The organism is Pseudomonas sp. HTZ2 (assembly GCF_033173945.1).
GTDB classification, from domain to species: domain Bacteria; phylum Pseudomonadota; class Gammaproteobacteria; order Pseudomonadales; family Pseudomonadaceae; genus Aquipseudomonas; species Aquipseudomonas guariconensis.
Genome location: NZ_CP137332.1, coordinates 2,579,264 through 2,603,883 on the forward strand (window position 1 = coordinate 2,579,264; position 24,620 = coordinate 2,603,883).

Below are 24,620 nucleotides of genomic sequence, written 5' to 3' on the forward strand. Positions count from 1 at the left end.
CCTCCCCGGGCACTGCGCCAACTATGAGAAACGCTTCAGGTAAGATAAGATACGTATAGAAATTCAACCCGTCTAGATTTTATGCGAATATTTTTTATACCCAACCTTCTTCAGGCTGATCCTCCATGACTGCTACCGCTACTCGCACAGGTCGCTGGGGCCAGGAACGCCGCCTCGAATTCATTGACTTTCGACTGCTCTGGGAGGGCAGGCTAAACCGTTCCGACCTGACCGGTTTTTTCGGAATTTCTGTTCCACAGGCTTCCCTGGATTTCTCGGCTTACCAAGAGCTGGCTCCGGACAATATGGCCTACGATCGTACGCTCAAGGCATATGTGGCCGGCCCCAACTTCAAGCCCGTACTCGCGAATCCTGATCCTGGGCATTACCTGAATGAGCTGCTGCAGCGCGGCATCGGGAATATCGCGCCTTCAGACAGTTTCATCGGCTGGGCGCCCCCCGTTGCAAGCCTGCCATCCCCCACAAGACAGGTGGATCAGCAGATTCTGATCAAGCTGATCCGAGCGATTCAGATGGGTGAGGCCGTCGAGGTCGACTACCGATCAATGACCAACTTCGATTCTCCGGAGCTGCGCACGATTTTTCCCACGACGTTCGCGCATGACGGCTTCCGATGGCATACCCGCGCGTACTGCTTCCGATCCGAAAAATTCAAGGATTTCGTACTGGGTCGCATCACCGCTTTGCATGCGTCGATGACGGCGCCCGCCAAGGTGCCCCAGGACGTGGAATGGGAAACCTTTGTCGACGTGGTCATCGGCCCAAACCCGAGCTATCCGCCTGAAAAACGAAAAGCGATCGAGCACGACTACCAGATGGTGAACGGTGAAGCCTACCTTCGTGCGCGTGAACCTCAGCTGTATTACCTGAAGCGCAGGCTCAATTTGGACGTGAAGCCTGGCGAAACAGTGGGTGAGCATCAGCAGATTGTGATGCTCCGTATTGAAAAAGTTGTCAGGGAGTCGTCAGCAGATGAGTGAAGCATCCGCAACCAAGCCAAGAAGGGATTACACGATCCTGATCATTTTCTACCTGCTGGCCCTTCTGGTTTTTGCAACCTATTCCATCGGCTCCATGGCCTTGGACTGGCTACCTCAGCCCTACGCACCCTTGAAGGTGCCCCTGATGTGCGGGGCCATAGCCTATGTGGGCGGCGCGCTGTACTGCTTCCGCTCGATTTACCTGAACAAATGCGTTTACAAGCGCTGGGATCCCGACTGGCAGGTTTGGTATTTCATTCGCCCACTCACCAGTACGATCGCGGGTGCGGTCAGCTACCTGTTTTTGAAGGCGGGATTGTTGGTGCTGGAGTCGAGCTCAAATGCTGGTGCAAGCGAGATAGGCTTTTTCGCACTGGCTTTCATCGCAGGCTTCAACGTAGACAAGTTCGTCGCGAAAATTGAAGAAGTGGCGAAGGCAGTGTGGGGGATTGAGAAGACGCGAAGCAGTCTTGCCCGTACCGATCAAGGAGAGCCCCCTAAGCCACCCACCGCTACCCCGCCTCAAGGTTGAAGACATCTGGATTGTCACGACTATCTATCGAGTAGCAGTGGCAATCCAGATGTCCCCAGGCCTGAAACACTCCTCTGCGCCGGCTAAGGCAGTACCGGCAATAGGATCGTGAGCTGGAGGTAAACGAACCAGGCAAAGCAACCTCCGCTGACCATAAACAGGCTGATCAGGACTAGCCGACTCCATGGGCGCATCGTGTTCTGCCATTGGGCGATGATACGAGAGAAGGTGAGTGCCGACGCGTCGCTGCGGAACAGGTAGAGGAGCCCTTCAGCGTAGGCCGAGATCATCAGATTTCGGTAACCCGGTAGCTTCGTGAGGAATGTCAACGAGTTGTCAAACCAGCGCACCACCAAATCACCTTCCTGTCCGACCTTAGCCATCTCTGCCTCGCTTGAACTCATGCAGCTGAGGTAAAAATTGCGAAGAGGTGTGTTCAGTGGACAAATCCGGTGCCCCGGGGCGAACCGGTGGTACTCGTTTGGCTTGTAACCTTCTGTCCAGATGACCGCCGAGGTAAGTTGGCCATACTCATGTAGTGCGTGCTCAATGCGCGCGGCCGCATACTCCCCAAAGCCACCATAAGCTGGGGTGTCCCTATAGCTCTGGATCGCCTGAGCTATCTCATACTCCCCAGATTCTGGTCGAGTGCTACCAACCTCCATATCGTAGAGCTTGATGCTCCACCACCGCCTGAGTTCATCCTCGACGAGCGCAAGAAGCCAGCGCCGCCCCTCAATCCCCAGGTATTCATCCTTCCCGGCGAGGGTACGCTTGAGCAATACCGGACACCTAAATTCAAACCAGAGAACGGCGAGCAGGTAAAAGCCGCCACCCAGCAGCAACCAACTCAATGGGCCAACGGCTGCCTGGGCACCTTTCAGCTCAGGGGCGGCTTGAAGGAACGTGGCAATCAGGCCGCCCACTGCAGCCAGCTTGATACCTGTGGAAGATTTCATTCGCGACCAGAACGACCAACTCGTCATCTGGCGGAAACGGTGGTACGTCATCTCTTGCCTTGTGTTGCGTCGTTCGACGGGTGATGGCCTGTAGAAATCCTCATTCGGATATTGATCGAAGAACCAAGATATCCAACTGAACTCACGCCACCATTGGCGACGTTGCTCACGTCGATGCTCTTTCTCCGACTCAATCATTCGCCGGCACATCTCATCTGTGAACTCGAATTCTATTCGGGGCTTCTCGTTCAGGTCGTTTAGCTCGCTCTGTGATTCGAGTTCACCGGGTTCTTTCTGGGATATCAAATTCTCACTCCTTTGCTTGAATCGTTCCATTTGATCACCCGGAACGGGGCTCCACCTTCACGCGCACTTGTGCCTTGGTCTGCTTGATCTTGCGCAAGATCGAGCAAAGCTTACTGGGAGTGGCTGAACGGGGAATTGTTTCAGCACAGGTTGGACGGCCTACGCTGACTTTATCCGAGAGTCCTTAGGACAATGTGAGCAAGGCAACTGTTCTATTCAAAAAAAACTCAACCACACATAACTGCCCTGACATACCACTAAAGAGGTTCAACCCATGTCATTGCAGTGTCCCCGCTGTCACTCCCCCAAAGTTGCGTCCTTCCATCACGCCATGAAAGTCAGCGCCGCCATCGGTACCGTGGGCGGTGTTGCACGTGGCGTCAGCGCTGCCCTGGCTGGCGGTCAGGCGGGTGCAGCTATCGGCGCGTTCGCCGGCCCTGTCGGCGTCACCCTCGGTACCGTGTCGGGCGCCATCCTCGGCGGACTGGCCGGCGGCGTAGGCGGCTGCGCGCTCGGCGCTCAGCTCGGAGAGTCGCTCGACCGCCACGTCCTGGCTCACAACCTCTGTCTGCTCTGCGGTCATCGCTTCAACCTACCGACCTGATCCGGCTCCTCTCTCCTCATCTCATAACGTCCGGACGGTGCTGCGCCTCGCGCAGCACTTTATGCCCTCTTGCTCCCAAAGGAATCATTCAAATGGCACATCTCGTCGAAACCATGGCCTATGCCGGCGCCACTCCATGGCACGGTCTGGGCAATCAACTCACTCAAAAACAACCCATCGAAGTTTGGCAACGTGAAGCGGGCATGGACTGGCAGATCCTCGAAAGCCCCGTGCATTTCAAATCAGAGGTCACGGGCCACCTGGGCGCGATCCACTCTTTCCCGGAGCAGAAGGTGCTCTACCGCTCAGACACCAAGGCGCCGCTATCAGTGGTATCGCAGCGTTACCACACCGTGCAGCCTCGGGAAGTTTTGGAGTTCTACCGCGACCTCACCGAAGTTTCCGGATACGAGCTGGAAACAGCTGGCGTACTCAAAGGTGGTCGCAAGTTCTGGGCACTGGCGCGTACCGGACAAGGCGCCGCGCTCAGGGGCAACGACCAAGTCAATGGGTATCTGCTGCTTGCCACGTCGTGCGACGGCACCCTTGCCACCACGGCAACCCCGACCACCGTGCGGGTGGTGTGCAATAACACTCTGACCATAGCCCTGGATGGCACCAGCCGGGCGATTAAGGTACCGCACAACACCCGCTTCGACCCGAAGGTCGTGAAGAGACAACTCGGCATTGCCGTCTCGCAATGGGACGACTTCATGTACCGAATGCGCACGCTGGCCGAACGCAAGGTGCAGTGGCACGAGGCTTTGGGATTCTTCATGTCCGTGCTGTGCGAAACCAGCCCAACCGGTGCAATACCGGAGGTATTACCGAACGAGCGCGCCCTGCGCAAAGTCCAGGAGCTGTATGAAGGTCGTGGTCGCGGTAGCCAGCTCGAATCGGCCCGCGGCACTGCTTGGGGTCTGCTCAACGCTGTGACGGAATACGTCGACCACGAGCGCCGTGCGCGCAACAACGAATACCGCATGGACTCGGCGTGGTTCGGCCAAGGCGCTCAGATCAAGCAACGCGCCTTGGATGCCGCGCTGCGACTCGCGGCTTAAAGCCGCCCTCACCTCCCCTCGCGCTCGGTCAGTGTTGTGCTGGTCGGGCGTTTTTCCGTCTTCAAGGTGAACCGCATGAAAGCAATGTCATTGAACGGCAGTACTCGCAAGAAACGCCCAGCCCTGCGCCTGGTCAGCACCAAGGAGCTGCCGCGCTTGGACTGGCTGCAGATCCGCAAGCAAGGCATCGGCAGTTCTGATGCCGCCGCTGCGGTGGGGCTGAATCCATACAAGTCGCAGCTGGAGCTGTGGCTGGAGAAGACCGGTCGCGACACTGGACTGCCGAAGGCCGATCCCCAGGATGAAGAAAGCCCGATGTACTGGGGCAATGTCCTGGAGCCCATCGTGGCCTGGCACTACAGCAAGCGCACCAAACACAAGGTCCGTCGCACCAACGCCGTACTGCAGCATCCGGATCCGGAGTTGCCTTGGATGCTCGCCAACATCGACCGCGAGGTCGTCGGTACCGACGAGGTACAGATCCTCGAATGCAAGACAGCCGGCATAAACGGGGCACGCCTTTGGAAGGAAGGCGTGCCCGAGTATGTGGTGTTGCAGGTCATGCACCAGCTCGCCGTCACGGGCAAGCAGGCTGCAGATGTAGCGGTGCTGCTTGGCGGTCAGACGCTGGAGGTCCATCGAATTGAGAGGGACGAACAACTCATCGCGCGCCTGATCGAACTGGAGCGTAAGTTCTGGCAGCACGTGGAGACCGATACGCCACCGCCAGCCAATGGCACCGCTTCTTCCGAAGCGGCATTACGTTGTCTCTACCCGAAGGATGACGGCCAGATCATCGACTTCAGCAACCACGCCGGACTGAGCGCCGTCTTCATCGAGCTCAAAGCCGTACGCCAGTCGATTGCCGATAAAGAAAAGCGCGAGGCTGAGCTCAAGCAAATTCTGCAGCAGGCCATGGGTAATGCCAGTCGAGCTGAGTTCTCTAGCGGCTACGTCAGCTGGCGCAAAGCCAAGGACAGTGTCGCCCTCGATGTCGCTCAACTGCTTCAGGACAAGCCCTACCTGCAGGCCAAATACCCGCTGCTGAAACCCGGCGCGCGGCGTTTTCTGGTCGGCTGATTCCATTTTCTTCACCCTTCCCTCCCCTTGGCCAGTCCATGCAGTTCGCTCTGCATGGCTGGCTTTTTTTCATTTCCAGGAGAATCACGATGCTCAAAGGCTTAGCCCTGACGCCCCCTGTTCTCGGGCGCATCTCCATCGGCAAGGTCATCGAGAAAAACGGCAAGCGCCTGCCGGAAAAAGATGATCAGTTCACCATTACCTCTCAGGTACAGAGCAAGGACGGTTGGCTGTTGCACCCGCTCAACGACGAACTGCGTCAGAGCCATGGAGACAAGCTGCGAAACATCCCGGTGCGAATGCTATTCAACGAGCCGGAGTTGAATTTCCGTGCCGACTACACCTTGTTCGATCGACAGTCTGGACGGCCGCTATGTGTCGGTAATGGCGAGACCTGCAAACGGGTCACCCAAGACGGCATACAGTCGTTTCCTTGCCCTTCGCCCGACGCCTGTCCGCTGTCCCAGGGTAGAGCGTGCAAGCCCTACGGCCGGCTGAACGTGGTCATTGGCGACGACGATCCGCTGGGCAGCTTCGTGTTCCGCACCACGGGTTTCAATAGCATCCGGACCTTGGCGGCTCGCCTGCATTACTTCCAGGCGATCTCGGGTAATCGGCTAGCCTGCCTACCGCTGGAGTTGCGTCTGCGTGGCAAATCGACTCGCCAAAGCCTCGGCACCCCGATCTTCTATGTCGACCTGACGGTACGGGCCGGCATGGACATGAAGGAGGCGCTAAAGGCTGCCTGCGAGCTCGAATCGCAGCGGCAAACAGCAGGTTTCGATCAGACAGCCTTGGATAAGGCGGCACAGCGTGGCTTCGACAATGGTGCCTTCGAGGACAGCGAGGAAGACGTTAGGGCCATCGCCGAGGAGTTCTACCCTATCGAAGAAAACCAGGCACCAGCCGTTCTTCCTCAACGTACGTCGAAAATCAGCCTAGCCGAGAAGCTGGATGTACAAGCTGAAGCGCAATGAATCGACTGATACTTATCCCTACCGCTGGCTGAACAGGGATACTTTTGAGGAGAACATATTGATGAAACTGCTACGGGTCTTCCTTGCCATGCTCTTTTTCGCTGGCATCCTCGCAGGTAGCGTGGCTCTTCTGCTGCTGGTACTTCTAATAGTGCGGTTTCCGCCACTACTAATTGCCATGCTGTTGGCGTGCTGGGTTTTCTGCCGCCTGGTAAATACATTGGCGCCCAGCGGAGCAGATTCCTCGGCTCCATCGAACTAGACGCAATACGTAAGCTGCCAGCGGCCCTGGCAGCTCCAACCCAGCAGGAGCGTGAAAGCTCGGGCTTTCATTATGAAAAGCTCTTAGCCCCGACTTAGACGCGCCACCAAACGCTCCACGAACTCCAGCACCATCGCCCGATCATCCAGATTCAACGGGGTCAGCAGCGCCTGTAATCGACGTGCCTGATCCTCAGGACGCGAGCTGCCCTCGGTGAGTAGATCGGCTGTCTCGCAGCCAAAGATCGCCGCCAGTTCCACCAGACGCTCAACATTAGGCATCACGACCCCGCGCTCGATCCGGGAAACAGCTTCACTGCCTAATCCTAATCGCTCCGCGACCTGCTCTTGACTCAGCTTGCATCGCATTCGTTGGCGAGCTATCGCCTGCCCCACGACCTCAGCCAACTGCTTGGAATCAATTTTTGACATGCCACCCTCCAGATCAACCTGGATGGTTGAGCATCAACCTGTTGACATGAAGGGCCTTTCAAGATGAGACTCAACTCAAAAGGTCGATTTCCGACCTCTTGAAGATCTCCATACCTTGCAGGGAGCTGAGAAATACCATGATCGTCGTAACCGGTCTGAATGAAGCGCAGATTGAGGCTCTTGTGAAAAGCAAAGCATCCTTCCAGATTCACGGCCTCAGAGGCCAATTCATGGCAGGCATCAAACTGGTTGAAACCAAGATTGAAAGCCAGGGACTGAAGTGTCGAGTCAGAAGCGATGTGAAAAGTACCGTGGTACAGGGCGGCACACTCGGTGCTGTATTCAGCGTGCTGACAACACCTGCGACATTGACCATTGCAACACTAACGGCCGCGGCAGGTGTAGGCCATACGCTGGTTACATACAACCCCGACTACGAAATCATCAAGGACTACGTCAACAAAAAGCTCAAGATTGTTTACAAGAAATAGTCGTTTTGTTTACCCCACTCTCCCCGCCATAGTCAGAAATAAACCATGAAACGTATCTTTGGCATTTTTCTTCTTGCGTCCTGTGCTCAGGCTAACGCTGAAATTTCCGCATACCAAGGTACTGCGGCTTTCTTTCCTGATGAAACGTCACCGAGCGGCTTACCCGACGCAATCCCCTGTGTCACCAGACCAGCTCACACGGGTCAACCTATGCTGTTCTGCACGTGGCTTACCAGTACCCGTTACGTGGAACTCTGGGATGCGCAACGTCAACATAATGTGCGTTTAACTAATAAAGTCAATGGCATGTGTCAACGTGGCAGTTGTCGAGTTCGAGGTGCGGAGGTTGGCAACTGGAAAGAGGATACACCGTTCCAGCTCTCGATATGGTATCGCATAGGTAGCAGTACTGATGGCAAGCCAGTCGCATACCACATCAATACAACCCACCAAGTTTCCTACGCAAAAGCAGGCAGCCTGCTTATGAAGTTCTACATGGATTCCGGTGTCCCGAATAATGAACTGGTTTCGACCTTCGACAAACGGTACAACGGTGGTTGGGCAGCATGGAATCTGGAAAAAGACGGAGCTGCATCAGCCGCTTCAAACGGCCCTTCCACGCCTCGGTCCGAATGGCCAGAAGTCAAAACCGCTTGGTGTAATCCACGTCTGGATGACGACTGCCACATCAACAACAATAAGGTGCCTATAGCGGAGCTGGGTAAATGGTTGCCCGAGATCAGCGAATCGAATGCCGATCAGCTGGGCGGATATTGTGAAGCAATTCTCTGCTTCGATAAAAACGGCCAACCGATGGGTTATTTATTGCGATAGCTATTCTGAGCTCTGCTGAACCAGCGAATACTCAGCCGATTGGCTAATCTCAAGATAAGGGGCATGCGCCCCTTATTTATTTCAATGCAATATTATTTTTTGGTCACCTCAACCTTCGTATTCTGCGTTGCTTCGATCACCGCAAATTTCCACGCAAAGTTTCAAGCGTAGGATCCTCTACAGGGAGGGCAGCAATCGGCTAGAGACGAACAGGGGGTAACTAACATCAGAACAGCAGCTTATGTAATAAATGACCGAACACTATCCAACAGCGGGCCACGCACTCATGCCTCGCTTCATTTGTACAGCACCAAGAACTTTGAAGAACCACTTTTCGTTCGCGATCAGCTAGCAATCGCTGCTTGTAAGCGCTGGAGACACCTGCTGGACTGTTTGGGTGCGAAAGACAAAAGCACGCAAAGGATACGTTCTTTCCCAAACAGGAAGCCAGGTCGAACAGGCTGGTTGGTTGATCTTCTGGATGATTCGTTTTCTCCGCTCGCAGATTGTAATTGCAACTGAACCCGTAGAGAGCTGTACAATCGAAGGGGTAATCACGCGGTAGGTAGCTCCTGTAGAAGAAAATCCGCCTCTCACTTCAAGGTGGAAACGACCGCTGGAAAGAGAACATCGACCACAAGGTTGTCGATAAGCCGCGTCTTACCTAGACGAGCCGCAACCAGAATCACCCAGTGGTCGTCATCGTGTGTCGCCGGTTCCAAGCTCTGCGCGTTTCTGACCTCCAGGTACTCAAGCTCGAACCCTGCAGCCTCTAACCGCCGTCGGCAACCATTCAATGAGGGGCCGACCTCCTGCCCTAGCTTTAGCAATGACGCTAGGTCCACCAGGCACTTGTGCAGCAACGGCGCCATCGAACGTTGCTCCTCACTCAGATAGCCATTTCGGGAAGAGAGTGCCAAGCCGTCCTGGGCACGAACTGTCGGCGCCCCCACGATCTGCGTCCCTATGTTGAGGTCTCGCACCATTGCACGGATGACCGCTAACTGCTGGTAGTCCTTTTCACCAAAGATCGCAACGTCCGGCTGGACAACATTCAGCAGCTTGATGACCACCGTCGCCATGCCATCAAAATGGCCAGGGCGCGAGGCGCCACACAACCCTTGAGAAACTCGTGGCACCCTGACGAGAGTGACATCCTGCATTCCATCCGGGTACATCTGTTCGACGGTGGGTGCAAACAGCACATCGCATCCTACAGCCGCCAAGCGGTCCTTGTCGGCTTGCAGCGTTCTGGGGTAATTGGCCAGATCTTCGCCAAGCCCGAACTGAAGGGGGTTGACGAAGATACTGACCACCACGACGTCGGCCTTCTGCCTGGCCAGCTCAACCAACGCGATATGCCCGTCGTGCAAGTTGCCCATGGTGGCCACCAGCGCTATCTTGCTGTGCTCGGCACGCAGGTGCCCAAGGTGTGTGTGAAGCGCCTTGACCGTACCTATTGTCAGCACAGATTTATACCCCTCTGGCCAACTGAGCGTCGATTGCTTCGAGCAAGCGTGGGTCGTCAGCCGCCACATCGGGAGCGAAACGGGCGACAACCTTTCCCATCCGGTCTACTAGGAATTTCTCGAAATTCCACAGCACGTCCGTGCGGTTATTAGCCACGATGCCATAGCCCTTGAGCCGCTCCCTGAATGGGCCTTCACCAATCGTCTCGGGTTGCGCAGCCGTGAGCTCGGCGTATAGCGGGTGCCGATCTTCGCCGTTGACCGACAGCTTCGAGAACAGCGGGAATTGTATACCGTAGTTCAACGAGCAGAACTCGGCGATTTCAGTGTCGCTGCCGGGTTCCTGCTCCTTGAAATTGTTAGCTGGGAAACCCAACACCTGCAGCCCTTGGTCTTTCTTGCGCTGATAGAGTTTTTCCAAACCTTCATACTGTGGGGTTAGCCCGCACTTCGAAGCCACATTGACCAGCAATAGAACTTTGCCGCGATAACGGCCAAGGGTGCTGGCTGTGCCATCGATCTGCTGCAAGGAAATATCGTAAATGGAATTGCTCATGACTACTGCCCCTAAAGATTGAGTTCAACGGTGGAAAGAACTGGATTTCCAATACAGGTGAAGAACTAGCCCCCCAGCGCTCCCTGACAACAGTGCAGACCAAAGGAACACCCAAGCGTAGCCGTAGCCTGCAGCAACCAGGCCCAGCGCCGGCCCTGCCACCCCGACTGCGACGTCAAAAAACAATGAAAGTGCACTGAGCGCCAAGGTTCGGTTAGCCGCCGGGATCATCGCCAGCGTTTCCATGCCTAGCCCTGGATAGACCCACGACACGCCGATGCCAGTTAGGGTGCCCCCTGCGATCACCAGTGTCGGCGACGGTGCCAGCCCGACCAGCAGCAGGCCGCTCGTCTGTACCAGCAGGCAGCCAGCAACCACCGCGTAGCCGCGCAACCGGTGCAGAATGCCCGGCAATGCCAGCCGCGCCACGATGAAACCCGCACCAAACCCGCTCAGACAAAACGCCGCACCCTGCCAACCCAGGCTGTCGAAATACAGTGCGACGAATGCCATGAGCCCACCGTATCCAACCGAGCTGCACATGAGCACCATCCCATTGGGCAGCACCGCCAGCAGTACCCGATGAAAGGCCAGTCGTACCCCAGCCACTATCGGCGCTGGGCGCTTGACCAACGCCATGAACACAAATACCAAGGCCAGCAGAGCACTGCACAACCCGACACTGGCAATGCCGAACGTATTGCCCAGTAAACTTCCCAACGGCGCGCCAACCGCCACACCGCCATAGGCCGCGATGCCGTTCCAAGACATCACCTTGGCGGTGCTGGGCACACCGTTCAGGCCAATCGCCCAGGTACAGCAGGGCGTGGAGATCATGGCGGTACACAGACCTAAGATGATCCTGCCCAGCACCAGAAGCACCAGGCACAGCGACACTGGAGCCAGCAGCGTAAGCGCAAGCCAGGTCAACAGGCCGCTAGCGATCAGGCCACCGAGCCCGCACAGCACCGAGCACCTGGCCCCAAAGCGGTCCGCCACGCTGCCAGCCAGCGGCCGTGCAAGCAATGTAGCAACGTACTGCACACCGATCACAGCGCCGGCCAGCACCGCGCCCAAGCCGAGGTCATGAAGCACGAAGCCCGGCAGCACCGCCAGCGGCAAGCCGCTGCATATGTACCCGATGAAATTGAAGCAGATGATCGAAAGGATCTGCGCATTAGGATGCGCCGGCCTACTGACCGCTGTAGTATCCCAGCGCAACCACATACCCGTTTACCCGCTGCAATAAGGTTTTCTTGAACTCGTTCTGCCCAGTGATGGGGTTGCGCCACAGGTAGTCGAGTTCACCGGTTTCATGCTGTTGCATTTGCCGCAACATAGCCTCGCCAATCGGCTGGCCATCGGTGGAACGCAGCGACTTGAAATCCGTACCGATTAGGCGCGGCAGGAAGCCATGGGCAACGAAGCGCTGGCTCTTGATGTCCACCACGAAGGCATACAGGTCACCCTGAGTGAGCTCTTTGTCGTGCTGGTTGATGAGGGCAAAGGCCGCGTTTGGGTCCTTGTGCACTTGGTCCACGACCCGCTGCAGCAGCTCACGGGCCTGTTCAAAGCTGGAGCGCGGCATGTAATAGCCCACGGAGATCACCCGCTCGCCCACCCGTTGATAGAACACGCGCTTGCGCTCTACCTTGGCATGTTGCCAGTTCCACCAGCGATACTCGGCGCTGCGCACGGTGCCATCAGCGGGCTGCTCGATAGCTTGACGAAACGCGGCCTTGAGGTCGTCGTCCAGCACGCTCACCACCGGTTTGCCGACCAGCGACACCGATGGCCCGCCGCTGGCCAGCATCACCCCAGAGGTATCGACCACGTAGATGTACAACTCGCCATCGACGAACTCACCCTGGCGGCTGAACTCGGCCAGGGCGTTATCGCCGCTGGCCTGATAACGGGCCACCGCCTTCGCCAGCAGTGCACGAGCGCGCTGGCTTTCAGCATCGTAGACGTCACTCGACGGCGGCTGCGCCATGGCGAACAAGCAAGCAAGACACAAGCAAACACCTGTGAACGCTCGATAAAGGCTCATTGTTTTCATTTCTCCGGTGACCTTACTGGCAGCACTGCCACGCCCTGCCCGTCGGCGCCTAAAGCGTGCGACCGATAATCTCTTTCATGATTTCCGAGGTACCGCCGTAGATCCTCGCAACACGCGCATCGACCCAGGCTCGGCTGATCTTGTACTCGCTCATGAACCCATAGCCGCCGTGCAGTTGCAGGAATTCGTCAAGTAGCTTGCCCTGCATCTCCGAGCCCAGCAGTTTGGCCATGGCCGCCACATCCGCGGGCAGCTCACCGCGCATGACCTTGGCCAGGCAATCATCGACAAATACTCTCAGCATGGTGAACTGAGCCTTTGCTTCGGCGAGCTTGAACCGGGTGTTCTGGAAATCCAGCACCGGCTTGCCGAATACCTTCCGCTCCCGGGTGTACTCGATCGTCTCTTCCAGTAGCGTCTGGATCGACTGGGCGGCGCGAATCGCGATGATCAGGCGCTCCCATGCCAATTGATGAGTCAGGTACTTGAAGCCCTGCCCCTCCTCTCCGAGCCGATTGCTGGAAGGCACCCGCACATCGTCGAAGAATAATTCGGCGGTGTCCTGGCCCTTCAAGCCAATCTTCTCTAGCAACCGTCCCTTGGAGAACCCCTGGCACCCCTCTTCCACGCAAATAAGGGTGAGCTCCTTGGCGCTGAGGTCGAGTTTGGTCGCGGTCACCGTCAGGCCTGCATTACCCCCATTGGTGATGAAGGTCTTCTGCCCGGAAACGATATAATCATCGCCCTCCCGGCGCGCCAAGGTCCGCATCGAGCGCAGGTCGCTGCCGATACCTGGCTCGCTCATGGCGATCACACCAATCAGCTCGCCGCTGACCATCCGGGGCAGCCAACGCTGTTTCTGCTCCTCGCTACCGTAGGCGACAATGTATGGGGCAACGATCTCGGAGTGGGTAGTAAACCCCACCGCGGTTGCATTGGCACGCGCCAGTTCTTCGATCATCACCGCCGAGTGGCCGAAGTCCCCGCCAGGCCCGCCGTACTCCTCGGGTACCGTAGAACACAAAAGTCCGGTCTCCCCCGCCTTGAGCCAGACCTCCTTGGGCACAATGCCGTTCTTTTCCCACTCATGCAGGTAGGGCACGATCTCACGATCGACGAACCGGCGCGCTTGTTCGCGGAACATATTGTGGTCTTCACGGAAAACGCCACGCATCTTCAATACTCCAAAATTCCGTCGGTTGTGCCTTTATGCGGTCACCGATCGAGGTAGTCGGGATTTCGCTTTTCGACAAACGCCGAAACGGCTTCTTGATGATCTTCAGTGTGGTGGGCCAGCGATTGGTAAGCCGCCGACAGCTCGAGCAATGAGTCCAGGCGCATGTGCTGCCCTTCGCGCAGCAAGCGCTTGCACAGTCGCAGCGAGTGCCCCGGGTTGCTAGCGATGCGCCCTGCCAACGAACGCGCTTCGGCCATCAAGGTCTCGTGCGCGCACACCTGCTCAACCAGCCCCCATTCCAGGGCCTTGACCGCATTGATGGTATCGCCGGTAAAGGACATCAGACTCGCCTTGGGAACGCCGATGATTCGCGGCAGCAACCAGGCACCGCCATCGCCCGGCACGATACCCAGGCGTACGAAGCTCTCGGCGAATACCGCCGAGGTGGATGCCAAGCGGATATCACACATGCAGGCAAGGTCCAGGCCCGCTCCAATCGCGGGCCCGTTGACGGCGGCGATAACCGGAATGTCCAGGTCGTACAGCGCCAGCGGAATGCGCTGAATGCCGTCACGGTAAGTGTTACGCAGCTCATAGGGCGAGCCTGCGAAGATACCAGCACGCTCGTGCATATCCTTGACATTGCCGCCGGCGCAAAAGGCGCTGCCATTGCCGGTCAGCACCATGACCCTGACGGACTTGTCGCGACGCAACGCGGCGCACAGATCGACAAACTCCTGGATCTGCTCCGGTGTGGTCAGGGCATTGCGGGTGTCCGGGTGGTTCATGCGCACAGTGACGATACCGCCCTCGCGCTCGATCTGAAGAAAAGGGGTCATAGTCAATTGCTCGCAAGGCCGGTCAATGGTTGCTTGCCGTGGTGGGTCAACAATGGCCAGAATCCGTCGCTGCCACCCTGGCAGACTTGTGCGCCCAGGCGTTGGCTCCAGAGGCTGGCCGAGCCAAACTCGCTGCGCCATGCCCACAGCCGTCGGCTGAGCAGGTGAAGCGGGTATTCCTCGGTGAAGCCAATGGCGCCGTGTACCGAATGGGCGATGCTGGCGCCGGCACTCGCGGCGTCGGCGGTACTGATTTTCGCTACGGCGATGGTCAATGCCGCGAGCCCGTCGTCGGACTCGCAAAAGGCTGCTTCAGCGGCAATACTGGCAGCGGCCGTCTGTTCGGCCAGTACCGCCAGCTGTTGCTGGATCGCCTGGAACGACCCGATAGCCTTGCCGAACTGCTTGCGCTCTCGCGCATAGTTGGCGGTCATGTCCAGCAACGCATGCAGCGCACCGGCGGTCTGCGCCGAGCGGAGCATCGCGCCGCCAAGTTCCAGGACATCGACACCGAGGCCATCAGGCAGCTGTGCGTGGGCAACTACGCGCGCACCACGGAAGACCAGGTCATCGCGCGGCTCTCCCGCCACGTTGAGGCTGGGGGTGAGTTCGCAGGCCATGCTGCGTCGCAGCAACACCACCTGCGGTGTACCTGCATCGGTGGTGGCGACGGCCACCACGGCATCTACATTGCGCCCCCAGGGTACGGCGCGGGCGGTGCCGCTGACGTGCCCATCGATCAGGGCCAAATCGGCATGGGCGGCGATGCTCAAAGCGCCTTCGTGCCCTTCAAGGCCCGCCTTGCTCAGCAGCCAGTTGGCCAACAAGGCCTCGCCCAGCGGGGCCGGCACCGAATAGCGCCCGGCGGCTCGGACCATTACATAGATATCCGCCCAGCTGGCGCCCGCGCCGCCTAGCGCTTCGGCGGCGCCCGCTAGGGTAAAGCCTGACTCATCGAGTGCAGACCAGAGCTCGGCTGGCCACTCGCCGCCCTCGCAACCAAGCACATAGGCCGGGGTGGACAGATCGGCAAACAGGCGTTCGATCATCGTCTCAAATAATTCGCGCATTATCGCAACTCCAGGCCACGGGCAATGATGCCGCGTAGAATCTCGCGCGTACCGCCACGCAGTGAAAAAGACGGCGCCATTTGCGTCAGGTAGGCCAGCACCCGTGCGTATTCGCTGCCACCGACCTGGCGCGGCTCGGTGTCCAGCAGCAACTGCGCGATTTCCGGCAGTTCCTGTTCGAACACGTTGCCCAGGTCTTTCACGCACGAGGCGGCCCAGGCCGGATGCTCCCCTGCAGCCAGTTGTGCGGTGACCGACAGCGACATGTTGCGCAACGTCAGTAGCCTGGCCGATAGGCGCCCGATCTCCCGTGCCTGCAGGGCATCGGGCACCTTGCCCAACGCGTCGATCAGGCTGGTGAGCAGCGCCATGCAACTGAGAAAGCGCTCTGGGCCGCTGCGCTCGAACGCCAGTTCCGCAGTTACCTGCTCCCAGCCCTTGCCTTCGCTGCCGATCAGCGCGTCGGCGGGTAGGCGAACGTTGTCGAAGAATACTTCGTTGAAATGCTCACCCCCGGCCAGGTCGCGGATTGGCCGGATGGTAATCCCTGGCAGGCTCAGGTCGACGATGAATTGCGACATACCCTCGTGACGCGCGGCCTGTTTTTCGCCGGTGCGCACCAGCGCAATCATGTATTGCGAATGGTGCGCGTTGGTGGTCCAGACCTTCTGCCCATTGAGCAGCCAGCTGTCGCCCTCGCGTAGCGCATTGCTCTTGATCGAGGCCAGGTCCGAGCCGGAATTGGGCTCGCTCATGCCGATGCAGAAGTAGCTTTCACCCCGGCAGATGGCAGGCAGATAGCGCTGCTTCTGCTGCTCGGTACCGAAGCGGTTGATAAGCGGCCCGCTCTGGCGGTCGGCAATCCAATGGGCCGAGACCGGCGCACCGGCAGCCAGCAGTTCCTCGATGACCACATAACGCGCAAATGGCCCCGCCGCCGCGCCACCGTAGGCTTTGGGCAATGCCATGCCGACCCAGCCACGGGCGCCCAGCTGCCTACTGAATTCGGTATCGAAGCCCATCCAGGAATGGGCACGCAAGGTCGGTGGATAATCGGCCAGATGGGCCTGAATGAATGCCCGGACGTCGGCGCGAAGCGCCTCGGCCTCGGGAGGGATGGAGTTGTAGCTGAATTGACTGATGGCCATATGCGCTCTCTAACGCTGAACACAGGCGCAATCGCCCCGCTTGAGGCGACCACAGAACCGCCCCCTTGCTTCAGCCGCCGATGCGCGACACCTGAAGCAAGGTGGGCGACTTACAACGCGGTTTGCGCGTCAGCCTGGGCGAACATCGCATTGATGTCGCCGGAGGTGACAGGCTTGTTGTCATGGCGTCCATGGTCGGCGCCGCCCAGGCCTAGGGCGGGCTCGATGCTGACGTGTGTGGCCTGGGCCCGCAGCGCACCCACCGTGCAGTTTTCGCGACCGTGGATGGAGAATGGGTCGAAGGAAAACTCGCGCATCGCATTCAGATGGGTGACCTTGTCGATGACGTCCTTGGAGAGGTGTTGCAGCCCTTCCCAGGCGGTTTCCGGCGAGTTGGGCCATGTGCAGTCGGAGTGTGGGTAATCGCTTTCCCAGGTAACCATGTCGGCGTTGAGGAAATCCAGGTTTTTGAGGCCGAAATTGTCCTCAATGAAACAGGTGATGAAGTGCTTGTTGAAGATATCGCTAGGCATCTTCCCGCCGAAGTTGGAGTTGGTCCAGGCGTTGTGATGGCGGTGAGTGAAGTCAGCACGCTCTAGCAGATAGGGGACCCAGCCGATGCCCCCTTCGGACAGGGCCATGCGCAGGTCGGGGAATTTCTTCCACATTGGCGCCCAGATCCAGTCGGCCGCCGAATTGGCGATGGAGATAGGCATGGACGTGATCCAGGCATCAATAGGCGACATGTCAGACGCATGATTCGCTTTCACGCCAGTACCGATATGGCAGCAGATGACCACCTTGTTGTCGCTACAGGCCTTCCACAGTGGGTCCCAATAGTCGCTGTGAATCGACGGGTAACCATGGATGGCCGGGTTATCCGACAGCGAAATGGCATGCACGCCTTGCCGTGCCAGGCGCTCGACTTCAGCGGCGGCGGCCTTCATGTCCCACCACGGTACGATCATCAGCGGGATGAAACGGCCCGGAGCGGCGTTGCACCAGTCGTGCAGGTGCCAGTCGTTATAGGCCTGGATTGCAGCCAGCGACACGGCGCGGTCGCCGTGCACTTGAAAGCGCTGGCCGGCAAAGCCCGGGAAGGTGGGGAAGCACAAGGAGCCCAGTACGCCGTTAGCGTTCATGTCGTCGACACGGTCCTTGATGTTCCAGGTGCCACGACGCATCTGGTCGTAGCCCAGCGGCTCCATGCCGTATTCCTCTTTCGGCCGGCCGACTACCGAGTTCAAGCCCATGTAGCCGGTGGCCTGCTCCTCGAACACCCAGACGTCGCGCTCGCCTTTCTTGACCACATGCGGCTCGCGCCCCTTGAAGCGGGCCGGCATATGGCGGGCAAAGGCATTGGGCGGCTCAATCGCGTGGTCATCGACACTGACGAGAATCAGATCTTCAACTTTCATGGCTATCCCCTTCGCATTCGGGCTTGTTGTTGTGAATGAAGCATAGAGCAGATTCAACTAAAATTAAACACTTTTTTTGTTTGTGTTCATATTTAGTCGAATGCAAGGCTATCAGCGACGACCAGGGGCTGCTTCAATCCCACAGCACATGCAGGTAATGCGGACCGCGCAGCTGCGCGCCTATTATCTGCGGCGCGGGCTTGCTCTGGTCTAGGCGGATGTTGGGCATCAGGTCGAAAATCGCGTTCAGCGCGCAGTTGATCTCGGTCTTGGCCACGAATTGGCCGATGCACATATGCGGACCGAAGCCGAAGCCGAACGAAGGCTTCGGTTTGCGATCGATGTCGAATACGTCGGGGTGTTCGAAGGCGTCTTCGTCGCGGTTTGCGGAGCTGACAATGCACTGCACCATCGCCCCTTGCGGGATAGGTACACCGCGGATCTGCAGGTCTTTGGCGGCCTGGCGCACCTTGAAGGTAGCCACGGGCTCGAAGCGCACTGCTTCATCGATGGCCTTGTTCACCAGGCTGCGGTCATTGCGCACCCGCTCCAGTACTTCAGGGTGCTGGAGCAGGAGCGACATCAGGGTGCCGAAGGTACGGGTGGTGGTTTCACTGGCCGCCGGCAGCAGCGAACGCACGAAGGTCGCGATTTCATGATCGTCCAGGGATCGGCCCTGGTACTCGGCCTGGATCAGGCGACTGATGAGGTCGTCGCCCGTACCGCCCTGCGCGCGGCGATCGGCTACTACGTCCTTGACCACGTCATACAACGCCTGTGCGGCGTGCATCGCCGCGCCACGCGCCGCCGCGGCCTTCTCCGGGTCAACCTGAGGACCCGCCAGGATCGCCAACGCCCAGGCCGCGTACTGCTCGATCTGCTCCGGCCGGTCTTCCGGGAAACCGATCAGCGAATAGATCACACGGATGGGGAAATACAGCGCGAAGTCCATCAAGTCGGCCGACTTTGCCGGCACCATGGGCTTGAGGTACTCCTCACGAATCACCCGGTCAATCCTGGTTTCTTTCCAGCGATTGACGGTATCGGGCATGAACACCGGTTGCAGCAGGCTGCGGATGTTCTTGTGCGCCTCGCCATCCATCGCGGTCAGTATCAAACCGTCGAAAAAGGCGCCCAGACCCTCGGCGATAAAGCCGCTGGTGAAGTTGCCAGCATCGCGCATCACAGCCATCACGTCGTCGTACTTGAACAATGTGAAGGTAGGCCGTGCGGCGTCCAGCCCGGCGATGGATGGCACCCCGAGGCGCGCCATGAAGTTGTCTTGCAGTACAGGGGAATTGGCGCGCATGTCGCGATAGGTCGCGTGCAGGTCGATATCATTGGTACCACGGTAATTGCTGGCTACGTCGGAAAATGCCTTGGTCAGATCGCTTTGTGCCGGTGTGGACATGATCATCTCCGGTTTTATTGTCATTATTTTTAATGAGTTTTTGGTATGGGCCCTCTATGGGGTTTGATGCCAGGCCCTACTCGAGTACAAATGAACAAATACTGGTTTTATGGATACTAAAATTGATTCATGTCCGCCTTTAATACGCTTGCTGCACCAGCGTCATACGCCCGCCCGCCAGCATCAGAGCGCAGTACATACCCAATTCAGCTATCTGTGCGGCAGAAAAATACGCAGCGAGCTGGCTAAAATGCCGGTCGTCGATCGCCAGGTAATCGCTGGCAAACAACTCGGCGTAAGTCAACGCCGCCCTTTCCTCGGGGCTGAACCGGGCGTCGTCGCTCGCCATGCAGGCGATGTCCTGTTCGGTGACGGTGTCCGACTTACGCGCCAGTTGGCAGGCCCGGCAGGTGGTGATGCTGGCGATCTTCAGGCGTACCAACTCGCGTAAGCGCTCGGATAGCTGGCTGTCGCTATGCAGGCACTCCATCAGCCCCAGCCAGGCCAGGGCAGCCGCCGGGCGGTGCGCCCAGACCTGAACCGGGGTGATGGAACTGAGCATGCGGCTGCGCTGCCCGCGGTCGACGGCGTCCCGCAACGCGGGCGGCATGTCGCTCAGGGCAACCAGAGGCAGGCGGGCCACTTCAATCGAGCCGTTCAATGATTGTGGCGGTGCCCATGCCGCCAGCGCAGCAGATGGCCTGCAGGCCGAAGCGGTCACCGCGGCGCTCGAGCTCATTGAGCAAAGTGGTCATCAGACGCGCGCCACTGGCCCCCAGAGGGTGCCCCAGGGCAATGGCACCGCCGTTGACGTTCAACTTGTCGTGAGGCACGCCGGTTTCCAACATCCAGGCCAGCGGCACTGAGGCGAAGGCTTCGTTGACCTCGAACAGGTCGATGTCATCGAGGTTCAACCCCGCCTTTGCCAGCACCTTGTGAGTGGCGGCGATCGGCCCGGTTAGCATCAAGGTGGGATCAGAGCCGACCGTGGTGAAAGCACGGATGCGTGCCCTTGCCCTGAGCCCAAGCTTTTTCGCCGTGTCCGCATTCATCAGCAGAAGCGCGGCGGCGCCGTCGGAAATCTGCGACGAATTGCCGGCGGTGATGCGCCCCGTCTCTGGACGAAAACTGGTCTTGAGGGTCGACAGCTTTTCCCGCGAAGTATCCCGCCGAATGGTTTCATCCCGGCGCAACACACCATCAGGCTCGATCAGGGATCGCTCCTTCAGATCATCGACCACGACCGGAATGATTTCATTGTCGAAATACCCGGCGTCGCACGCAGCGGCGGCGCGCTGGTGGCTAGCAAAGGCAAAATCATCCAGGGCATCGCGGGTGAGCGACCATTTGTCGACGATCCGCTCGGCCGCTTCACCTTGGCTGGTCAACTCATAGTGCTGCGCCGCCATCCAGCCGAAGGCCTCACCATGTAGGTCACGGTTGCTGCCCATAGGTACGCGGCTCATGTTTTCCGCGCCACCTGCCACGACAACCTGCGCCGCACCGCTGGCAATTGCGCCAGCGGCCAGATGCACCGCCACTTCACCCGAGCCGCATTTGCGGTCGATAGTCAGGCCGGGAATGCCGACCGGCCAGCCAGCCCCCAACAGCGCGGTGCGAGCAATATTGGCCGACTGCTCGCCTATCTGGGTCACGCAGCCGAAGATCACATCTTCGACTTTTTCGGGAGCAACATCGACACGCTCGAGCAAGCGACTGATTACCAGCGAGCCTAGATGGTCGGCGCGCACGCCCGCCAGGCTGCCGCGAAACCTGCCAATGGCAGTACGCACCGCATCAACGATGACGACGTCGCTCATAGTGCACTCGCCTTGAGCCCGGACCCCGGGACCTGCTTGCCATCAACATAGCGATACACGCCCTGCCCTGTCTTGCGTCCGAGGCGGCCGGCCGCAACCATCTTGATGATCAGGGGGCAGGGACGGAACTTCTCGCCCAACGTCTGGTGCAAATAGCGCAATACCGAAAGCCGCGTGTCCCAGCCAGTCAGGTCACCCAGCTCCAACGGTCCCATCGGGTGATTGAAGCCCAACCGTAATGCGGTATCGATGTCCTCTGCGGTAGCGGTGCCTTCCTGCAGCATCCACATCGCTTCGTTGCCCAATAGCGCCGACATCCGGCTGGTGGTCAGCCCCGGCGATTCATTGACAATGATCGAGGTTTTGCCGATCTGATCGCACAATGCGCGGGTGCGCACCACCACCTCGTCGCTGGTGGCCAGGCCACGCACCAGCTCCACCAGTTTCATCTTGTGCACCGGGTTGAAGAAATGCATGCCGATGACCCGCTCGGCGACATCTACCGACGTGGCGATCTCGGTCACACTCAGAGCTGAGGTGTTAGTGGCAATGATGGCGTCGGCGGCCAGCAGCGGAGCAGCCTGGCGGATGACCGCCTGCTTCACCGCCAATTGCTCGGAGACAGTTTCCACCAGCCAGTTCGCACCGCTGGCAGCTTCGTCCAGGTCACTGGTGGTCAGCAGGTTGACCAGCGAGCGCTGTGCGTGTTCCTCGCCGACCTTGCCCAGGCGCACTCCATCGCCAAGGATTTTTTCGATACTGGCCCGCGCCTGGGTCAACGAAGCCGCATTGGTATCGACCAGAACGGTGACGAAACCGGAATTGGCGAACGCATGTGCGATGCCGGTGCCCATCAGCCCTGCACCCACGACCACTACTTTCTCTTTGTTGTTGGCGTTCATGTGTGGTTCTCGATTAGCTGCGGTTTTTTGCCGACTACATTTCGCAATGTGCCGATGCCTTCGACGCTGGCCTCAACCACGTCGCCCTCCTTGAGATACAGGCCAGTACCCATGCCGACGCCCGCCGGCGAGCCGGTGAACAGGACGTCGCCCGTGGCAAAGCTGGAGCGTTGCTGCACGAAGCGGATCAACTGCCCCACGTCCCAGGTCATCTCCGCGGTGGACCCGTCCTGGCGAATCTCGCCATTCACTTTCAAGGTCAGGCGTAACCGCGGGGAGCCTTGCGCAAACTCGTCCTTAGTGACGATCCACGGGCCGAGGCCCGTGGTCTGGTCCTGGCTCTTGGCGGCGAACAGGTCCATGCCGATGCCGGGCGGCCCGCTGCGCTGCAGGTCACGCGCACTCACGTCGTTGCCGACGGTGTAGCCGAGCACGCAGGCCAGCGGGTTTTCAAGGTCGATCTCGCCCGTGCCGATCACCGCCACCAGTTCAACCTCGTGGTCGAGTTCTTCGGTCAAGGGTGGAAAGCGTATTGGATCCCTGGCGCCGATTAACGCACCGTAGGCCTTGAGGAATGCGACCGGCTGCGCCGGTGCGTTCAATCCGAACTCCACCAGGTGCTTGGCATAGTTGGCGCCCGCCACCACTACCCGATTGATCGGTTCGATCGGTGGAAGCAAACGCACTTTCGACAGCGCCAGCGCCGGGCCGGCGAGCCGGACGGAGCTGATACCCCGCCCAGCCGCCACGCCCGGCGCCCAGTCCCTGAAGTCGCCGGAAATAGGAGTTACCTGATCCTGGGCGACATCTACCACAGCCCAGAAAATACCGACTGCTGGGTGCTCACAGCGTGCCAGCTTCATCAGGCACCTACCTTGCCCAGCTTGGTGGGATCCAGATGCAGCAGGCGGCAGGCGTTCTCATAGCGGATCTTGCGCAGATCGGCATCCGAAAGCTTCAGGCCATGGGTCAGGTCATGACGCACCGCATCGCTGCCGCCAAAGTTGCTGCCGTACAGCACATGGTCGGCACCGATGATATCGACCAACGCCTGGCGCATCGGCACTTCGTGCAATTCGACATCGAAGTAGAAGTTCTTCATGTAGTCGAGCAACGGCTTCTTGTTGTATTTGACGTCCAGGTTCTCGTTGGTCTTGGCCAGACGCCCAAGCTGATACGGCACGTAGCCGCCGCCGTGGGTGATGTAAACCTTGAGGTCGGGGAAGCGGTCCAGCACGCCACCGCAGATCAGGTTCCAGAAGCAGCGACTTTCGTCGTACTGCATGCCGACGATGGCGGTGGTTTCGTAACGGTCGTCGTTGGCGTTCTTGCCCCAGGTGACCGACTGATTGTAGCCGTGGATGAACATCGGCAGGTCCAGGTCGCAGAGAGTGCGCCACACCACGTCAAGCTCCGGAGAATCGAACTCCAGGCCGCCGAAGTTGGCACCACCTGCCACCATGCCCTTGGCCCCCAGCTCGGTACAGGCATAGCGCAGTTCGGCGGCGGCCGCCTCGGGCGCGTTCAACGGCACGTGGGCCCAGAACATCAGACGGTCCGGGGCCGCCGAGCAGTACTCAGCCAGCGTCGTGTTGACGGTACGTGCAAATGGTACGGCGAACTCGGCCTCGGTCCAGTACATGTAGCAGTGCGACGGCACCGAGATTACCTGCAGGTTCTGCCCTGCCGCATCCATCCCGGCCAGGCGGACTTTCGGATCCGCCCAGCGCGCGAAGTACTCTTCAAGCTTGGGGCCGTTGCCAGAACGCACGGCCGCCTTACGCTCAGGCGAACCGAGCCCCAGAATCCATTCCCCCACCCGCAGCTTGATATCGCCATCGGCGTGCTGTTCGAAGAACGGCCCCCAGTGCGGGTGCTGGTTGTAGTAACCCGGATGGGGTGCGTGAGCGTGCAGATCGATAAGCATGTGCAGGTACCTCGAAGTTGGCACTTTTTTGTTGGTTTGCAGCGGGGTGCCTTTGCGTGGTCACGGTCAACCGACGCGGGAAGGGGAACAGCAAGGCTCGCTACTAGGCCAGAGCTTAAAATTAATTTGAGCAGAAATCAAAATTCTGTTCACATTATTTTCAAGCCATCCTGAAACCCTCGAGGCAGAGCCTGCCCCCAACCTAGGAAAGAGGGCTTGAACTGACCAACAAGCGCAAAAATGAGGAAGAGGAATTTCGACAACCCACAAAAAACCCCCGACTGAC

26 protein-coding genes are annotated in these 24,620 nt (G+C 58.8%); 9 read left to right on the forward strand and 17 right to left on the reverse strand.

From position 1 onward, the window contains the following. The first annotated feature begins 125 nt into the window (after positions 1-125). On the forward strand, positions 126-1,001 hold the full coding sequence (locus R6G97_RS11970) for a WYL domain-containing protein (protein ID WP_046785943.1): 876 nt from the start codon (positions 126-128) through the stop codon (positions 999-1,001). After that, on the forward strand, positions 994-1,533 hold the full coding sequence (locus R6G97_RS11975; RefSeq protein ID WP_046785942.1) for a hypothetical protein: 540 nt from the start codon (positions 994-996) through the stop codon (positions 1,531-1,533). Before R6G97_RS11970 ends, R6G97_RS11975 begins: the two co-directional genes overlap by 8 nt. Positions 1,534-1,616: 83 nt before the next feature. Here the strand turns inward: R6G97_RS11975 and R6G97_RS11980 are convergent, their stop codons facing one another. After that, positions 1,617-2,828, reverse strand: a complete 1,212-nt coding sequence (locus R6G97_RS11980; protein ID WP_317848139.1) for a hypothetical protein — start codon at positions 2,826-2,828, stop codon at positions 1,617-1,619. Positions 2,829-3,072: 244 nt separating this feature from the next. Here R6G97_RS11980 and R6G97_RS11985 point away from each other — a divergent pair, with 244 nt between their 5' ends. The 5 genes from R6G97_RS11985 to R6G97_RS12005 all read left to right on the forward strand — a co-directional run bounded on the left by R6G97_RS11985 (position 3,073) and on the right by R6G97_RS12005 (position 6,782). Beyond that, positions 3,073-3,402 (forward strand): hypothetical protein, encoded by a 330-nt coding sequence (locus R6G97_RS11985; protein ID WP_080952104.1) that lies wholly within the window; start codon positions 3,073-3,075, stop codon positions 3,400-3,402. A 92-nt stretch (positions 3,403-3,494) separates the two neighbouring features. Beyond that, positions 3,495-4,463: a DUF932 domain-containing protein gene (locus tag R6G97_RS11990; protein ID WP_060494215.1), complete on the forward strand. Its 969-nt coding sequence runs from the start codon at positions 3,495-3,497 to the stop codon at positions 4,461-4,463. Between the two features lie 75 nt (positions 4,464-4,538). Continuing rightward, positions 4,539-5,543, forward strand: coding sequence for a YqaJ viral recombinase family nuclease (locus tag R6G97_RS11995; RefSeq protein ID WP_046785938.1), 1,005 nt, complete (start codon positions 4,539-4,541; stop codon positions 5,541-5,543). Between the two features lie 89 nt (positions 5,544-5,632). Then, entirely contained in the window at positions 5,633-6,520 is an 888-nt protein-coding gene (locus R6G97_RS12000) for a recombination directionality factor (protein ID WP_046785937.1), read from the forward strand. Next, a complete protein-coding gene (locus R6G97_RS12005; protein WP_372241096.1) occupies positions 6,498-6,782 on the forward strand; it encodes a hypothetical protein in 285 nt (94 codons plus the stop codon). Before R6G97_RS12000 ends, R6G97_RS12005 begins: the two co-directional genes overlap by 23 nt. An 83-nt stretch (positions 6,783-6,865) precedes the next feature. Here R6G97_RS12005 and R6G97_RS12010 read toward each other — a convergent pair whose 3' ends face one another. After that, positions 6,866-7,213, reverse strand: coding sequence for a helix-turn-helix domain-containing protein (locus tag R6G97_RS12010; RefSeq protein ID WP_060494216.1), 348 nt, complete (start codon positions 7,211-7,213; stop codon positions 6,866-6,868). 137 nt (positions 7,214-7,350) lie between these two features. Here R6G97_RS12010 and R6G97_RS12015 point away from each other — a divergent pair, with 137 nt between their 5' ends. After that, a complete protein-coding gene (locus R6G97_RS12015; RefSeq protein WP_060494217.1) occupies positions 7,351-7,704 on the forward strand; it encodes a hypothetical protein in 354 nt (117 codons plus the stop codon). Positions 7,705-7,749: 45 nt separating this feature from the next. After that, positions 7,750-8,538 (forward strand): hypothetical protein, encoded by a 789-nt coding sequence (locus R6G97_RS12020; RefSeq protein ID WP_080952103.1) that lies wholly within the window; start codon positions 7,750-7,752, stop codon positions 8,536-8,538. Positions 8,539-9,131: 593 nt separating this feature from the next. Here R6G97_RS12020 and panC read toward each other — a convergent pair. The 15 genes from panC to R6G97_RS12095 all read right to left on the reverse strand — a co-directional run bounded on the left by panC (position 9,132) and on the right by R6G97_RS12095 (position 24,334). Beyond that, on the reverse strand, positions 9,132-10,007 hold the full coding sequence (gene panC / locus R6G97_RS12025) for a pantoate--beta-alanine ligase (RefSeq protein ID WP_060494218.1): 876 nt from the start codon (positions 10,005-10,007) through the stop codon (positions 9,132-9,134). A gap of 4 nt (positions 10,008-10,011) precedes the next feature. Next, positions 10,012-10,563 carry a glutathione peroxidase gene (locus R6G97_RS12030; protein WP_046785933.1) on the reverse strand — a complete coding sequence of 184 codons (552 nt, stop codon included), beginning with the start codon at positions 10,561-10,563 and terminating at the stop codon, positions 10,012-10,014. Positions 10,564-10,587: 24 nt separating this feature from the next. Beyond that, complete coding sequence (locus R6G97_RS12035; protein ID WP_054573056.1) at positions 10,588-11,790, reverse strand: MFS transporter; 1,203 nt, start codon at positions 11,788-11,790, stop codon at positions 10,588-10,590. Further along, positions 11,756-12,613, reverse strand: coding sequence for a cache domain-containing protein (locus tag R6G97_RS12040; protein WP_046785931.1), 858 nt, complete (start codon positions 12,611-12,613; stop codon positions 11,756-11,758). The genes R6G97_RS12035 and R6G97_RS12040 overlap by 35 nt, the downstream gene beginning before the upstream one ends. Positions 12,614-12,671: 58 nt before the next feature. Continuing rightward, positions 12,672-13,796: an acyl-CoA dehydrogenase family protein gene (locus R6G97_RS12045; protein WP_046785930.1), complete on the reverse strand. Its 1,125-nt coding sequence runs from the start codon at positions 13,794-13,796 to the stop codon at positions 12,672-12,674. 41 nt (positions 13,797-13,837) lie between these two features. After that, positions 13,838-14,638: a crotonase/enoyl-CoA hydratase family protein gene (locus tag R6G97_RS12050; RefSeq protein ID WP_046785929.1), complete on the reverse strand. Its 801-nt coding sequence runs from the start codon at positions 14,636-14,638 to the stop codon at positions 13,838-13,840. Between the two features lie 2 nt (positions 14,639-14,640). After that, a complete protein-coding gene (locus R6G97_RS12055; protein WP_060494219.1) occupies positions 14,641-15,708 on the reverse strand; it encodes an acyl-CoA dehydrogenase family protein in 1,068 nt (355 codons plus the stop codon). Then, positions 15,708-16,856 (reverse strand): acyl-CoA dehydrogenase family protein, encoded by a 1,149-nt coding sequence (locus tag R6G97_RS12060; RefSeq protein WP_046785927.1) that lies wholly within the window; start codon positions 16,854-16,856, stop codon positions 15,708-15,710. Before R6G97_RS12060 ends, R6G97_RS12055 begins: the two co-directional genes overlap by 1 nt. A gap of 110 nt (positions 16,857-16,966) precedes the next feature. Then, positions 16,967-18,274 carry an amidohydrolase family protein gene (locus R6G97_RS12065; protein ID WP_046785926.1) on the reverse strand — a complete coding sequence of 436 codons (1,308 nt, stop codon included), beginning with the start codon at positions 18,272-18,274 and terminating at the stop codon, positions 16,967-16,969. 133 nt (positions 18,275-18,407) lie between these two features. Continuing rightward, on the reverse strand, positions 18,408-19,685 hold the full coding sequence (locus R6G97_RS12070; protein WP_317848140.1) for a cytochrome P450: 1,278 nt from the start codon (positions 19,683-19,685) through the stop codon (positions 18,408-18,410). Between the two features lie 139 nt (positions 19,686-19,824). Further along, a complete protein-coding gene (locus R6G97_RS12075; RefSeq protein WP_169774691.1) occupies positions 19,825-20,328 on the reverse strand; it encodes a carboxymuconolactone decarboxylase family protein in 504 nt (167 codons plus the stop codon). Position 20,329: 1 nt separating this feature from the next. Continuing rightward, positions 20,330-21,505 carry a thiolase family protein gene (locus tag R6G97_RS12080; RefSeq protein WP_046785925.1) on the reverse strand — a complete coding sequence of 392 codons (1,176 nt, stop codon included), beginning with the start codon at positions 21,503-21,505 and terminating at the stop codon, positions 20,330-20,332. Beyond that, a complete protein-coding gene (locus tag R6G97_RS12085; protein ID WP_046785924.1) occupies positions 21,502-22,407 on the reverse strand; it encodes a 3-hydroxyacyl-CoA dehydrogenase in 906 nt (301 codons plus the stop codon). Before R6G97_RS12085 ends, R6G97_RS12080 begins: the two co-directional genes overlap by 4 nt. Beyond that, positions 22,404-23,270 carry a fumarylacetoacetate hydrolase family protein gene (locus tag R6G97_RS12090; protein ID WP_060494221.1) on the reverse strand — a complete coding sequence of 289 codons (867 nt, stop codon included), beginning with the start codon at positions 23,268-23,270 and terminating at the stop codon, positions 22,404-22,406. The genes R6G97_RS12085 and R6G97_RS12090 overlap by 4 nt, the downstream gene beginning before the upstream one ends. Beyond that, the gene (locus R6G97_RS12095) at positions 23,270-24,334 is read right to left on the reverse strand and encodes an amidohydrolase family protein (protein WP_051095689.1); all 1,065 of its coding nucleotides are present in this window, start codon (positions 24,332-24,334) and stop codon (positions 23,270-23,272) included. Before R6G97_RS12095 ends, R6G97_RS12090 begins: the two co-directional genes overlap by 1 nt. Between the last annotated feature and the right edge of the window lie 286 nt (positions 24,335-24,620).